Annotated in this window: 8 protein-coding genes; 6 read left to right on the forward strand and 2 right to left on the reverse strand. The window is 46.5% G+C overall.

Annotated elements, in window-relative coordinates:
* Positions 1–386 precede the first annotated feature (386 nt).
* The 4 genes from ABNK31_RS08320 to ltrA all read left to right on the forward strand — a co-directional run bounded on the left by ABNK31_RS08320 (position 387) and on the right by ltrA (position 6,953).
* A complete protein-coding gene (locus ABNK31_RS08320) occupies positions 387–1,232 on the forward strand; it encodes a hypothetical protein (protein ID WP_418895195.1) in 846 nt (281 codons plus the stop codon).
* A 21-nt stretch (positions 1,233–1,253) separates the two neighbouring features.
* Positions 1,254–3,680 (forward strand): TonB-dependent receptor, encoded by a 2,427-nt coding sequence (locus ABNK31_RS08325; RefSeq protein ID WP_418895196.1) that lies wholly within the window; start codon positions 1,254–1,256, stop codon positions 3,678–3,680.
* Positions 3,681–3,762: 82 nt separating this feature from the next.
* Complete coding sequence (locus ABNK31_RS08330) at positions 3,763–5,010, forward strand: hypothetical protein (protein ID WP_418895197.1); 1,248 nt, start codon at positions 3,763–3,765, stop codon at positions 5,008–5,010.
* A gap of 491 nt (positions 5,011–5,501) precedes the next feature.
* A complete protein-coding gene (gene ltrA / locus ABNK31_RS08335; protein ID WP_418895198.1) occupies positions 5,502–6,953 on the forward strand; it encodes a group II intron reverse transcriptase/maturase in 1,452 nt (483 codons plus the stop codon).
* A 47-nt stretch (positions 6,954–7,000) separates the two neighbouring features.
* Here the strand turns inward: ltrA and ABNK31_RS08340 are convergent, their stop codons facing one another.
* Together ABNK31_RS08340 and ABNK31_RS08345 are read right to left on the reverse strand one after the other, a co-directional pair.
* The gene (locus ABNK31_RS08340; RefSeq protein ID WP_418895199.1) at positions 7,001–10,279 is read right to left on the reverse strand and encodes a UvrD-helicase domain-containing protein; all 3,279 of its coding nucleotides are present in this window, start codon (positions 10,277–10,279) and stop codon (positions 7,001–7,003) included.
* Positions 10,257–10,595, reverse strand: a complete 339-nt coding sequence (locus ABNK31_RS08345; protein ID WP_418895385.1) for a translation initiation factor — start codon at positions 10,593–10,595, stop codon at positions 10,257–10,259. Before ABNK31_RS08345 ends, ABNK31_RS08340 begins: the two co-directional genes overlap by 23 nt.
* A 216-nt stretch (positions 10,596–10,811) precedes the next feature.
* On the opposite strand from ABNK31_RS08345, the gene ABNK31_RS08350 reads away from it, so the two are divergent.
* Both ABNK31_RS08350 and glmS read left to right on the forward strand, forming a co-directional pair.
* Positions 10,812–12,491, forward strand: coding sequence for a nucleoside kinase (locus ABNK31_RS08350; protein ID WP_418895200.1), 1,680 nt, complete (start codon positions 10,812–10,814; stop codon positions 12,489–12,491).
* Positions 12,492–12,626: 135 nt separating this feature from the next.
* The gene (gene glmS, locus ABNK31_RS08355) at positions 12,627–14,471 is read left to right on the forward strand and encodes a glutamine--fructose-6-phosphate transaminase (isomerizing) (protein ID WP_418895201.1); all 1,845 of its coding nucleotides are present in this window, start codon (positions 12,627–12,629) and stop codon (positions 14,469–14,471) included.
* Positions 14,472–14,483 lie beyond the last annotated feature (12 nt).

The following is a 14,483-nucleotide window of genomic DNA, read 5'->3' on the forward strand; positions in this document are numbered from 1 at the left end:
CGACATTGGTCTTCGGAAGCTCGACATTGGTCTTCGAAAGGTCGACAGAGGTCTTCAATACTCCGAACCCGGGCTTCTGAAGGTCGACAGAGGTCTTCGGAACTCCGATCCCGGGCTTCAGAGGTTCGGACTCGGACTTCGGAAGCCGGAAAATGAGCCCTATTGGCGGATAATCCTCTTCACGAATAAAAAAGAACCGGCCCTATGCTTGTACTCCGGGCTTGTTTCCTCCTGTTAGCCTCTTTCGGAAAAATCATTATAAATAACTACTTTATTCAAAAAAATCACTCTTTTATAGTATTTCAGAGACGTAAAACCATACATACCTTTGCACTTTATAAAAAAGTAAAATAACAGCATCGTTTAAAATTTAATTTATACGTATTATGGTTCGGTTATTATTCGAAGGGATCGTCTATTTACTTGGGCAAGCTGAATTTATCAGTTCATTCATTATATTAACGTTCATCGTCATCTTATTATCTAAGTCGATAAAGCGTCATGCCCGCTCTTACTATTGGTTTTTCGGGATTATTTCTTTTCTTATTCTTTTGCAATTTCTGAATGGCCTGTTTCATATCAGCCCGGTTAATTTATACCGGATTCCGGTGTTGGGTAAAATATTGGCGTCGAATATCCATATGGTCGGATTCGGCTTTCCCTTGCTGGCGATTATTATGTATGTCGGCGCGTTGAACCCGAAACGGCCCTGGGTGAAAAAAATATTGAATATCCGGAAAGAGTTGTCGATCATTTCCGGTTTTCCTATCTTATCGCATTCCTTGATAAGGATCACCTATAACTTTACTGACGCCCTGAAATTCTTTTCCGATAAAGATGCTTATATGGCGCAAAACGAGTGGGCTAAAAGCGAAATGGGAATATCCTTTAGCAATGCCGGATATTTGTTAGGCATTGTCTTATTCGTCCTTTTTATGATTCTATGGATCACGTCTTTCGACTCCATCCATCAAAAACTCGGGAAACATAAGTGGAAACGAATCCAAAGGTGGTCTTACCTGCTGTACGCACTTCTTTTTGTCCACTCTATTCTGCTGCATATCGGGTGGATGATGAGCCGCAGCATGGGAGAAGGCGGCAACGAGCATATTGTACAGGGTATCATCGCCATTGCTTCCACCGTACTCGTATTCGGGTCTTATCTGATCCTCCGCATTCGGAAAGCGCAAAAGGATTCGAGAAAAAAGGCGAGGGTTCTCCTTCATTCATAAATCATATTTATCGCGAAAAAAATGATACAGATAGCAAGAGCCTCGTGGGCGTTGTTTTTTTTCATGACTTTCCTCACGATAACCGTCCATGCTCAAAGCCGCATGGGGACGGTAACAGGTAAAATAAAAAATGAAAAAGGCGAGCCGTTGGAATATGCAACGATTGCAACAAAAGGGGTAGGGCACGTAACCTATTCCGATGGCGAAGGCGTTTTTAAACTTTCCCTGCCGGAAGGTACGCACACGTTCATCGTTCAATATTTGAATTATGCGCCCTTCGAAAAAGAGGTGCACGTTTCCGCAGCCGTGCCCCTGTCGTTAGGGGATATTGCGTTGGAACCGGTATCGGTCAACCTGAAAGAAGTGTTGGTTACCGCCAATTCGACGGCCCACGAAATCAGTGTCGCGCCCATAAAAGCCGATGTGATAGAAACACAAGAAATAAAACAAAGGCCGATAACCATAACGGAAATGTTGAATCGAACCACCGGTGTGAGAATAAGGCAGTCGGGGGGATTGGGATCGTTTACCAATGTAATGTTAAACGGGTTCCAGGGAAATTCCATACGGATTTTTAAAGACGGTATTCCTTTGGATTATCTTCAGGGAGGCATCGGATTGAATAATGTCCCGGTCAATATTCTCAGCCGCGTTGAAGTTTATAAGGGTGTTTTGCCCGCCAATTTAAGTTCGGATGCGTTGGGAGGAGCCATCAATCTGGTGTCTCAAAAGAGGGAAAGCAAGCAGGTCGCGTTTTCTTATGAAGTGGCTTCTTTCAATACCCATCGGGCTACGCTAAACGTCGCCGCCACAAGTCAGGATAAGCGGTTTTTTGTAGGGGCGGATGCCTTTTTCAATTATTCCGATAATAACTATAAAGTCATCGCGCCCGTTGTGGATCCGGAAACGGCAAATATCACTCCCACGAAATTGCCGTTGTTCCATAATGCGTATAAGCATTATTTCACCGAATTATACGCGGGTATCGCCAATACCGTTTGGGCGGATGAGCTGCGTGTTTCGATGAGCTTGTTTTCTATTTTGCGGGAAAATCAATTTGGATCGTTAATGGAAAAACCTTTTGGGGCGGTATTATCCAAAAGGAATGCGCACTTTATCCCATCGCTTCATTACAATAAATCGCTTTTCGAAGAGAAACTGGCTATCGACCAATTTCTTTCTTTCAGTATTGTAAACTCGGCACAAGTCGATACCTTAAGGGGGAAATACGATTGGTTCGGAAACTTTACACCTCCCATCGATGCAAATACCATCGGGGAATCAAACGCCACGTTATCCGATATCAAAAGCCGGAATTTTATAAGCCGGACAAATTTGAATTATGCGCTGAATCATCATCATAAATTTGTTCTCAATGCGGTTTTACAATCATCCTCGCAAAACGGGAAGGATGAATACGGTACGACAATTGTTGATTCCGAAGGCCATCGTATCGATTTACAGAGCATTCCTTCCGACTATTTCAAGTTAATCGGAGCAATCGGATATCAGGCTGATTTTTTAGCCGGCCGGTTGCATCAAAATACACAAGCAAAATATTATGCGAGTAAGTCTTCGGGCATGACGGTGAACTTAAGCACGGGGCGGCTGAATGATGAGAAAGTAGAAAGCAGCAACCGTCAATGGGGCGTGTCTACGGCTTTTAAGTGGGACTTGAATTCATTATCGTTTATCAGGACTTCCGCGGAACTTGCCACTCGTTTGCCGGAACAGCAGGAAGTGTTCGGCGATGCCGCTTTTTTGTTGCCGAATTTCGATCTGAAACCGGAACGCAGCATGAATATCAATTTAGGCTATGTCCTGAGCAAGCCCTCGGCTTATTCTTTCGAATTTAACGGCTTTTACCGTATAACGGAAAATTTGATCACGAAAGAATTGACGGGACTTTTATTTTCTCAAAATGTGAATGTGGAAAAAGTAAACGGACTGGGTGTGGAATTGGATGCAAGCGCATTTGTCTTCCCGTGGCTTCGCTGGAATGGAAATGCCACCTATCAAAATTTCAGGTTGCAGCATCTTCAAGATCCTTCGGTAAAATACCTGGAAGGATCGAGGTTGCCGAACATCCCTTTCTTTTTCGCCAATACCGGTTTAAGGGCTTCCTTTAACCGGCTGTTCCTGACGAACGACCGACTCGAATTATTTTATCATTATTCGTATGTCCATAAATATTTCCTTCGCTACATTCCCAAAGATGCTGAACCGGCCGGTTTTTTGGGCCTTTTCGGGGAATCGAAAGTGAACACGAAGGATATTATTCCTTCACAAAACCTACATTCCATCGGATTTTCATGGATACCCGACCCAAACGGATTGTGGATGTTCGGAGGGGAGATAAAAAACATCTTTGACACGGCGCTCTATGATAATTTCAGAATCCAAAACGCCGGAAGAAGTATCCATTTTAAAATCAGTTTCAAAATATAATTCAATGTCCTATAGCGGGTATGCCCTGCAATAGGTACCAATACTTTATAATCATTCATCAGAATATTTAAAATTATTAATTATGAGAATTCTAAACACTTTTGCTATTCTTTTCGCGACACTCTGTTTCGCGTTTGTATCTTGTTCAAAAAACGAACCCGATACCCCTGACAATCCTGATCAAAATAATAAAAAATATGTTTTACTGACGGCCGAAGGGATCGCAGACGGCGCCGGATATTATGCTGTTTATAATGAATTGCCGACAGGCGACGTAAAAAATACGGCGGGATATTCGTTACAAGCTTCGAGTTACGGCGGATTCAGAACGTATAAAAACTGGATCTTCAACCGGTCGAATCTCCTCGGTGAATCGGGAGTCTTAAAATTTAGCGTCGGTAAAGACGGACGGTTAAAAGAAGACGGATTCATTAAATGCGACGGTTCCGCCCAATCCGTTGTGGTAAACGAAACACTGGGCTTTTATTTCGATCCCGGAAGAGGCAAAAAGAGAATTCAGAAATTCAATCCTTCCACCATGCAGCGTACCGGTGAAATCGACTTATCTTCCGTGGTCGATGAGAAAATCAGTCCCAACGTATATACCGGCAACCAAACATTAGCGGTAAAAGAAGGCAAACTGTTTGTAAATATTACCTATTCTCCCGAAGGTTCTTCGGGCCATAACGATAACATCCGGCATTATGCATTGGCCGTGATCGATATCGCTTCGGAAAAAATCGAAAAGACGATTGTGCTGGATTTTTTGGATGTATACAATCAAGGACACAGCCCGTCGGAATATAAGGCGTGGTTGTTAGGCGAGGACGGACATCTGTATTTCTTGTCAACGGGATGGGATTTGGTCGATGGCGCGTATAACTTTCATCCTTCCTGTATCTTCAGAATTAAAAAAGGAGAAACCGATTTCGACAAAAATTGGCATGTCTATCCAAAAGATTTAAATTCTACACTATCCATAGGGGTGATGTGGTCGATGGGTTTTTACAAAGGGAAATTATATGTGGAAGCGTCGGATGAAAATATTACCAACTTCGGCGATTTCGGTAAGGTAGACGGATATCACGTATATTCATTGGATATCGAGAACAAGGCGGTTGCAAAAATCGAAAGTGTCCCTACGACGGTTTTCGGGCATTCCGCCGGCACTTTCTATCGGACAAGCGATAAACTGTTTGTGCGTGTAGTGAACGAAACTATCGGATATAACGGGCTTTATGTAATAAACGAAGACGGTCGGACTGCATCCCCGGCATTTAATGTGATTCAAGGCGGCCAACCGATGGGCTTTGCCGAATTACACGATTAAATACGTAAAGTTGTTATAGAATATAAATAGAGCGGAAGCCTGCAATGGTTGTCCGCTTTATTTTTGTATGTTGGGCATACATTTATTCTATCAGGGTGTGAGTCCCTGACTGCGCCGAGCTGGAAGGAAGCAATAGTGATTGGCAAGGGTGTCGTGGGTGACTGCGAATCTGAAGGAAGCCATTAGCAAAAGCGAGGTTGTGACGCACAGAAATCTGATATAAGGCTGACAAACGGTGGGCAAGCGAGCAATGGATTGCGAACGCCCCAAAACCAACCGTAATCGTTTACAGTAAATCAGGCACAACCCGCCGAAAGAGTAGATGTTTATCCCAAGAGGTCTTACAAGACGCGTTAATAACGCTATCGTTATGGCAACATCCCGAAAAGTCTTGTAAGAAGTCAGCCGAGGTCATAGTAGTCATTTGTGTACACAAATGACGAAGGACTAAATCTGTAATTTTAAGGAGTAGTCGGTTTAAAATCACATCAATGGAGCAGAAGAAAGTAATAGCATACCAACAAGAGCTGTTTGGAATAAACGGCAAGGATGCTATTTGCCATTCCCTAAGCTGTAAGGGCGTACCCGAAGCATCATGGGCAAAGGCTTTGCAAGTTGATGAGGCAGGCAAACAAGGACAAGCCTTAGTGTATAATTTAATGGAGGTTGTATGCGGTGGCCATAATATACTAACCGCCTACAAACAGGTAAAACGTAACAAGGGTGTCGGTGGCACGGACGGAATGCGTGTTGAAGAGTTCTCTGCCTGGTATAGAGTAAACGGTATTGTATTACTCGAAAGCCTGCTGTCGGGAACATATCAACCTCAAACCGTCCGTCATGTCGAAATCCCCAAGCCCAATGGAGGAACACGCAAATTGGGTGTACCAACGGTTATAGACCGAGTTATCCAACAAGCGATAAGTCAGGTTTTGACCCCGATTTACAAAGCAGGGTTTAGCGACCATAGTTATGGCTTTCGCCCTAACCGTAGTGCTCACCAAGCCTTACAAAAGGCGGGCGGTTATGTAGAGAATGGTCGTACCATCGTAGTTGACATGGATTTGAAGAACTTTTTCGATGTTGTCAACCACGACCGCCTGATGTACCTCTTATCGACCCGTATCGGCGACAAAGGTCTGTTAAAATTGATAAGAAAGTATCTTCAAAGCGGAATTATGCTTGAGGGAATTGTAAGTCAACGAACCGAAGGAACGCCACAGGGCAGTCCGCTTTCGCCATTGTTGTCCAACATAGTTTTGGATGAATTGGATAAAGAGCTGGAGCGTCGGGGACACTGCTTTGTTCGTTACGCAGACGATTGCAATATCTTTGTACGCAGCCAGGAAGCAGGCGAAAGGATAATGTCGAGTCTGTGTAGTTTTATCGAAAACAAACTGAAACTCAAAGTCAATCCAGACAAGAGTAAGGTCTGTGAGGTAATGGAAAGTAAGTTTTTGGGGTATACCATTCTAAACAATGGCATGCTCGTTGTAAGCAAGCAAGCCTTATTGCGGTTAAAGCAGAATGTACGGGAAGTAACCAAACGCAACAGAGGTGTAAGTCTCGAACGAATCATAGTCGAGTTGAACCAAAAGTTGCGAGGGTGGTTAAATTACTTTCGATATGCTAAATGCCATAAGCTTGTGAGAAACCTTGACGCATGGATAAGGCGTAAGTTACGCTGTTACCGGATTAAACAATGCAAACGTGTTTATACGCTACAACAATTTTTACACAAACAAGGTGTTGAAAAGTGGCAGAGTTGGATACTTGCACTGTCAGGCAAGGGCTTATGGCGAAAATCAGGCTGTCCCCAAGCTAGTCAGGCTATGGGAAAAGACTGGTTTACGAAACTGAAACTATACAATCTCACATTAAATTACGAAACATTAAACAATTTACAGAAACCGCCGTGTACGAAAGTACGCACGGTGGTGTGAGAGGGCGGGGGAGTAATCCTCCTACCTACTCGATTCACCCGCCTCCGTCATTCCGCTTCGATCACTTTCCGTAATTTCACGTAAAAAACATATCCTTTCACGTGGGGATAGCCCATCTCCCGGATAGACGCTACATACCGTTTCACCTGACGGATATACGCGCTGTCTTCCGCTTCGCCGAACTTGTAATCGGCCACAATCACTTCGTTGTCGCCCAGCATCACACGGTCGGGACGGCTGAAGCCGAAGCGGGGATGCAGCACCTGCGTTTCATTTAACACATGATAGCGCCCTGAATACCATGCCGCCACCCCGGGTTGCGAAATCACCTCGGTCAGTTGCCGGACGGTCAGTTCTTTTTCGTCTTCCCGCAACTCACCGGACAGTACCTTTTGCGTTACCGCTTCCGGCACATCGCCGATGGTCTCCACCTGACTCACAATCTCGTGCATCAGCTTGCCGTAATCGCGTTTGCCGTCGTCCGAAAAGAACCCTATGGAGTTCAACCGCAGCTTCAGCCGCCCGCTGAACGGTACCGATTGCCATTTGCCGGTTTTATAGGATGCATACCCTGCCGTCTCTTCGCGTGGTAAACGCCGTCCTTCTTCTCCCAACTGAAAAACACACGCGTCCTCCTGTTCATCAGCATAATTCTGCAATACGACAAGCGGTTGGTCGGCGGTCGATTCGGTAGGTAGGCGCGACGATCGGAAAAGACACAACCACAACAGGTCGGCCACCGAACGGATGTTTTCTTCTTTCTTCGGCTTGGGTGCAAAAACGATGAGTTGGTGTTTGGCGCGTGTAAAGGCTACGTACAACAGGTTGAGGTTGTCGATGTAGGAGTACAGTTTTTCTTCGAGATAATCTTGTTGGAAGATGGTACGGAGCAACGCCGGTGAGTAACGCAACGGTACGGCGCCCAATCCGTCGAACGGCTTTTCCTGGGGGCGGCACCAAAGGATATCCTGCTGATGCGGGTTGTGGTCGAGCGTCCAGTCGGCGAACGGCAGCAGTACCGCGTCGAAACCGAGTCCTTTCGATTTATGGATGGTGATCAGGCGGATGGCATCTTGGTCGTCGGGCGAAAAAAGCGCCTTTCGACAGCCTTTCTCATCCCACCAGTCGAGAAAGTCGTTCAGGTCGGCCGATGATTGGGTGCTAAAACTCAAAACGATATCCAGAAAAGCCTGTACGTAGGCATTTTCTTTTTCGTCGAGCGCGTCTTTCGACAAGGCGAAGAATGCCTCTACCATCTCATAGAGCGGGAGGGAGGCGATACGGTTGAGCTCGTCTTCTATCGCCGGCGGAAAGCCTTTGGCGGTTTCATTTCCGTACAACGCCAGGGCCGACTCAGGCGTAAGGCGGCGGTGAAAACGGTAATATTCATACACGGCAAGCATCTTCTTCGTGTCGTCGTTGCGGTTGCGGAAGTAGCGCAATACGGCAATGACGGCTTTCACGCTTTGAGCGTTGGCGATCACCAGCGCTTCATTCGAGATGATGTCGTAGCGGTAAGGCGATTGCGGATGGGCTTCTTTGTAGCGCAGCAGCGTTTCGGCCACTTCCACGGCTTCGCTGTTCCACCGGACGACAATGGCGATGTCTTTGGCCGAAAAGCCTTGGTCTTGCAGCGCTTCGATCTCCGCAGGCAAGCGTTCGAGCACCTGTTGGCGCCAATCGCCTTCGTCATCGTTTTGCTCTCGGAAAACCACTTTCACCAATCCTTGCGTATCTTTTTTTCGGTCGGGGATATGTTGATAGACTTGTGAATACGCTTCCTTGATCTTCGTCGCCGCATACTGTTTGAACGGGTTCTCCTGCGCCTGTTGCAGCGTTTGGTTAAAATCGGCTTGGGCCATGGTGGAAGCCAGCGAGAAGAAAGCGTTGTTGAATTCGATGATGTGGCGGTCGCTTCGCCAATTGGTGTCCAGCACATGCTGCTGCACATTCTCCGGAGAGAAATCGCGCGTGACCTGCTCTTCCAGCAACCGCCAGTCGGAGTTGCGCCAGCGGTAGATACTTTGTTTCACGTCGCCCACAATCAGGTTCATGTGATTCGATGCGAGACTCTCTCGGATAAGCGGGTAAAAGTTATCCCATTGCATGCGCGAGGTATCCTGGAATTCGTCGATCATGTAGTGGGTGAGGTACGTGCCGATTTTCTCGTAAATAAACGGCGAGTCGCTGTCGCCGATGATGCGGTGGAGCAGCTCGGTGGTGTCCGACAAAAAGAGCGTGTTGCGTTCCTGTTGCAGTTCGCGCATGCGCTGATGAATGTCGTTGAGTATGCCCAGCGTGTAAAAGTATTGAAGGATGCTGCGTGCGGAATTGTAAAACAGATCGTTGTCGAAATGATTGACGGCTGCGTGCGTGAGGGCATTCAGTCCTTCGAAGTAAACCGATTCGATGGCGCCTTTTTTCTCCTCGGATGTCGTTTTAGTGGTCCATTGCTCGAGGCCGTCGGGCAGCTTGGCGAAGGTGGCGGTAGGTTCTTTTACCTCGCCGTTGGCCCATTTCACGAAATGCGAAAAGGGCGAACGTTGCCCGCCTTTGAAGTCGGTGTAATGCAATCCGAAGCGGCTCATCAGGTTGACGCCTTTTTCACCGATGGTTTTCAATTCGTTTTCGAACGACCGGACGATTTGGATAAGTGTTGTTTTGTAGGCTTCGAGTTGCTTCTTGTCGTGTGCATCCGACTGCCCGTCTTGGGCGAACGATTTGTATTTCTCATTGAATAATTGTTTCGACAAATCGAATATTTCCTGATCGGTTTTCCAACTCTTCCCGTTTTCAATGCGGTCTTGCATAAAGGTGAGCATCCATTCGGCGAGCGCCTTGTTCTCGGGACGGTCGAGCTCGGAGAGCATCAGGTCGATAGCCTCCAACAGTACGGGTGTTTCATCGACTTCCATCGAGTAATTTCCCTGCAAACCCATTTCACGGGTAAACGCGCGCATGGTTTGTTGGAAAAACCGGTCGATGGTACTGATCGAAAAAGCCGAATAATCGTGCAGGATAGTCTTCAATATATGCTGTGCCCGGTCGCGAACCTGCTTTTCCGTCATCGAAAACTCGCCGCCCAGCGAAGCGACGTAATCGGAGGACGCGTTTGAGGATAAGCGGTACAACTCTTCTACGATGCGCGATTTCATTTCGTCGGTTGCCTTGTTGGTAAACGTCACGGCAAGGATATGGCGGTAGTTGTTTTCTTTTGAAAACAGCAACCGCAGGTAATCACCCGTCAGGCGGTGGGTTTTTCCCGATCCGGCCGACGCTTTAATGAGGTGAAGTTGCGCCCGGTCAGATGATGCGCGATTTGGCATATCCTTCTTTTTGTAAAATAGCCGACACCTTTTCGCGGTGGTCGCCTTGCACGATGATCTCACCGTTTTTCACCGATCCGCCGACGCCGCATTTCGTTTTCAGCAACTTGCCCAGTTCCTGCAAATCGTCCTCACGCCCCACAAAACCCGTTATCAACGTCACGGCCTTGCCTTTGCGGTTGCGCTTGTCGAGGCTCACGCGGAGCAATTGCTTCTCTTTCGGTAGTGCTTCCGTCTCGTTCGATTCGTCCCCCTGATAATGGTAGTCAGGGTTGGTCGAATACACGATGTTCAATCTCTTTTTCCAGTCGTTCATATTATTCATGTGCTAATGTGCTGATGTCGCCCACTCTTTATCAATCTTTCGTCAATCGAATATCAATCTCCATCAATCTAATACGAACAAAGGTATTTTTTTTTGCGGATATATGCAAAAAATGCTGTATTTTAGCAGGCCGGACGAGCAAACATCCGTCAGGCTTACACCAATGGTGAATAATTTTTGATGTGTTAAATAAGAAGATCAACAAATATGAATGATGAAAAGAAAGACTTGGTCAAAATCAAGTGCGTAAACACGAACGAGTATAAGGAGGTGCCGATAGGTTCGTCTTTGGAACAACTGATAGCTGTTTTCGGAGTGAAAATGCCGTATTTGATCGCCAACGCTAAAGTAAACAATAAAACCGAGTCGCTCGCCTATAAAGTATATCGTCCGCGCACGGTGGAGTATGTCGATATCAGTAATTCTTCGGCTATGCGTACATATGTGCGCTCGCTTTGTTTTATTTTGGCCAAAGCGGTCGACGATGTACTGCCCGATGCCGAAGTACATATCGAACATGCGGTGGCAAAAGGATATTATTTCCAGATACATGGCGAGGCGCCTGTCGGTGAAAAAGAGCTTGATGCTGTGCGCAACCGGATGAGGGATATTGTGCAGGCCGACCTTCCTTTTATACAAGTGGAAGATGAAACGGAGAATGTGGTCAAACTATTCCGCGAGCGGCGGATGGAGGATAAGGCGCTGTTGCTGGAAACAGCCGATTTGGTTTATTCCCGCTATTTCAAACTCGGGGAGTACATCGATTATTTCTATGGTTGCCTGACGCCTTCCACCGGATACATCAGCCTGTTCGATATCCGCCCTTATAACGGAGGGTTCCTCTTGAGGGTTCCCAAGCGGGAGAATCCTGTCGAACTCGAACCGTTTATTCAACAGGATAAACTGCTCAATGTGTATCGTGAACATCTCTCTTTCTTGAAGATAAGCAAACTCGATAATGTAGGCGACCTCAATAAAGCCAAGCAGGATGACCGGATGTCGGAAGTCATTCAGGTGGCCGAAGCCTATCAATCCAAGCAAATCGCTCATATCGCCGAAGAGATTACCAAAAAGTTCCACGAAGGGGTGCGGCTGGTGCTTATTTCGGGCCCTTCGTCATCCGGAAAAACCACTTTCCGCAAGCGGCTCGAAATACAATTATTCGTCAATCTGTTAAGGCCTATCGGCCTTTCTCTCGATAACTACTTTATAGAGCGGGAGCATACGCCGTTGGATGAATTCGGCGAAAAGGATTACGAATCGTTATATGCGCTCGATCTCGAGCTTTTCGAGCAGCATCTGATTACCTTGATGAATGGCTACGAAGTGGAACTGCCGTTTTATAATTTCGTCACCGGAAAACGGGACTTTAAGAATAACTTCCTCAAGATGGACGAAAGCAGTCTCCTCATTGTGGAGGGAATCCATGGGCTGAATCCGGAACTTACGGCGCATATCCCTCGCGATAAGAAGTTTATGGTGTATGTTTCGGCATTGACGTCCATTTCGTTGGATAATCATAACTGGATTCCCGCATCCGACAACCGGCTCCTACGGCGCATTGTGCGCGACTACCGTTATCGGGGATATTCGGCGCAGGATACGATTTCGAGATGGGAAAGCGTTCGTCGCGGAGAAGATAAATGGATCTTTCCTTTTCAGGAGAATGCCGACGTAATGTTCAATTCGGCCATGATCTATGAGCTGGCGGCTATCCGGCGGCACGCGGAGCCTATCCTCATGCGTGTGCCCCGTACGGTACCCGAATATTCCGAAGCATACCGTCTGCTGAAATTCTTGAATTATTTTAATTACATTACCGACCGCGAATTGCCCCCCACGTCGTTGCTGCGCGAGTTTTTGGGCGGAAGTAGTTTTCGGTATTGAAAAATTCAATCCATTCATACTCCATACTTCACACTTTATATTTCATAACGCCTTTCCTATCTTTTGTCTTTTAAATAATGGACAAAAAATCTTTTTGATTATCTTTGGAGGCTTAAAAATAAAAAGAGAAAGAGTATGTGCGGGATTGTAGGATATATCGGTTTTCGGGAAGCTTATCCTGTCTTGATAAAAGGGCTTCATCGCCTCGAATACAGGGGATATGACAGTGCTGGCGTGGCGTTGATCAACGAACGGAATAATTTATCGGTTTACAAATCCAAAGGCCGTGTACAGGACTTGGAGGAATATGTACAGGATAAAGACACTTCCGGTACGATAGGAATCGCTCACACGCGTTGGGCTACCCATGGCGAACCGAGTAATGCGAACGCACATCCGCACTATTCTCAATCGGAGTCGTTGGCGCTTATCCATAACGGAATTATCGAAAACTATGCCGTGTTGAAGGCCCAACTGATAGCTAACGGCTATACTTTCCACAGCAGTACCGATACCGAAGTGTTGGTGCAGTGGATTGAATATATCCGTCAGCTGAACGGGTATGATCTGTTAACGGCTGTACAGATTGCGTTAAGCCAAGTGGTCGGTGCCTACGCTATTGCACTGCTTGAAAAAGGGAACCCCGATCAAATCATTGCCGCCCGTAAAAGTAGTCCGTTGGTGGTCGGTGTCGGCAAGGGAGAGTTCTTTCTGGCTTCGGATGCCTCGCCGATTATCGAATATACCAATAAGGTGATTTATCTGGATGATGAAGAAATTGCCGTCATCCGCCGTGATCAGGAACCTAAAATTATCACGTTAACCAATGTCCGGAAACCTCTTCATATAAAGGAACTGGAGATGAACCTCAGCGAACTCGAGCGCGGCGGCTATCCTCACTTTATGTTGAAGGAGATATTCGAACAGCCCGAAACGCTTAAAAACTGCATGAGCGGGCGTATTAATGTGGAAGCAACCAATGTCACGCTTTCCGGCATCATCGATCATAAGGACAAATTCATTCAGGCAAAGCGAATCATTATTGTTGCTTGCGGCACGTCATGGCATGCCGGCCTCATCGGCAAATACCTTTTCGAAGAATTTTGCCGTGTTCCGGTGGAGGTGGAATACGCCTCGGAATTCAGGTATCGTCATCCGGTCATTCATCCTGAAGATATTGTCATTGCCATATCGCAATCGGGTGAAACGGCCGACTCGCTTGCTGCTATCGAGTTGGCCCGTCATGCCGGAGCATTTGTGTATGGCATCTGTAACGTGGTGGGCTCTTCCATCCCGCGTAATACGCACTCCGGATCGTACACCCATTGCGGTCATGAGATCGGGGTGGCTTCTACCAAAGCGTTTACGGCTCAAATTACGGTGCTTACCATGATGGCCTTGGCGATAGGAAAAGAAAAAGGGAAGATTTCCGTCGAAAAATATCTCGCTGTTATCAAAGAACTAAGCCATATCCCTGAAAAGATTGAACGGGTGTTGGCATTGAATAAAAGTATAAAGAAATTATCCCGGATATTTACCTATGCCCGTAACTTTATTTATTTGGGACGAGGTTATAATTATCCCATCGCGTTGGAAGGAGCGCTCAAGTTGAAAGAAATTTCCTATATCCATGCCGAAGGGTATCCTGCCGCCGAAATGAAGCACGGCCCTATTGCGCTTATCGATAATGAGATGCCTGTAGTCGCGATTGCCACACATAATACGGTGTATGAAAAGGTCGTAAGTAATATTCAGGAAATCAAAGCGCGGAATGGTCGCGTGATTGCTATCGTAACCGAGGGGGATAAATCCGTCAAATCGTTAGTGGATCATTGCATCGAAATCCCTTCCACGGAAGAATGCCTTGAGCCGTTATTGACTTCCATACCGTTGCAATTAATCGCTTACCACATCGCCGTCAATAAAAACAGGGATGTCGATATGCCGCGCAACCTGGCAAAATCGGTAACGGTAGAATAGTAGAAGATGTAA

This window comes from Limibacterium fermenti (assembly GCF_041902845.1).
Classification (GTDB): Bacteria; Bacteroidota; Bacteroidia; order Bacteroidales; family Dysgonomonadaceae; genus Limibacterium; species Limibacterium fermenti.

What these genes read in the sequence shown, in the direction of transcription:
- ABNK31_RS08350 (WP_418895200.1), top strand. Translation starts at nt 10,812, where the DNA reads ATGAATGATGAAAAGAAAGACTTGGTCAAAATCAAGTGCGTAAACACG.
- ABNK31_RS08325 (WP_418895196.1), top strand. Translation starts at nt 1,254, where the DNA reads ATGATACAGATAGCAAGAGCCTCGTGGGCGTTGTTTTTTTTCATGACT.
- ltrA (WP_418895198.1), top strand. Translation starts at nt 5,502, where the DNA reads ATGGAGCAGAAGAAAGTAATAGCATACCAACAAGAGCTGTTTGGAATA.
- ABNK31_RS08340 (WP_418895199.1), bottom strand. Translation starts at nt 10,279, where the DNA reads ATGCCAAATCGCGCATCATCTGACCGGGCGCAACTTCACCTCATTAAA.
- ABNK31_RS08320 (WP_418895195.1), top strand. Translation starts at nt 387, where the DNA reads ATGGTTCGGTTATTATTCGAAGGGATCGTCTATTTACTTGGGCAAGCT.
- ABNK31_RS08345 (WP_418895385.1), bottom strand. Translation starts at nt 10,595, where the DNA reads ATGAACGACTGGAAAAAGAGATTGAACATCGTGTATTCGACCAACCCT.
- glmS (WP_418895201.1), top strand. Translation starts at nt 12,627, where the DNA reads ATGTGCGGGATTGTAGGATATATCGGTTTTCGGGAAGCTTATCCTGTC.
- ABNK31_RS08330 (WP_418895197.1), top strand. Translation starts at nt 3,763, where the DNA reads ATGAGAATTCTAAACACTTTTGCTATTCTTTTCGCGACACTCTGTTTC.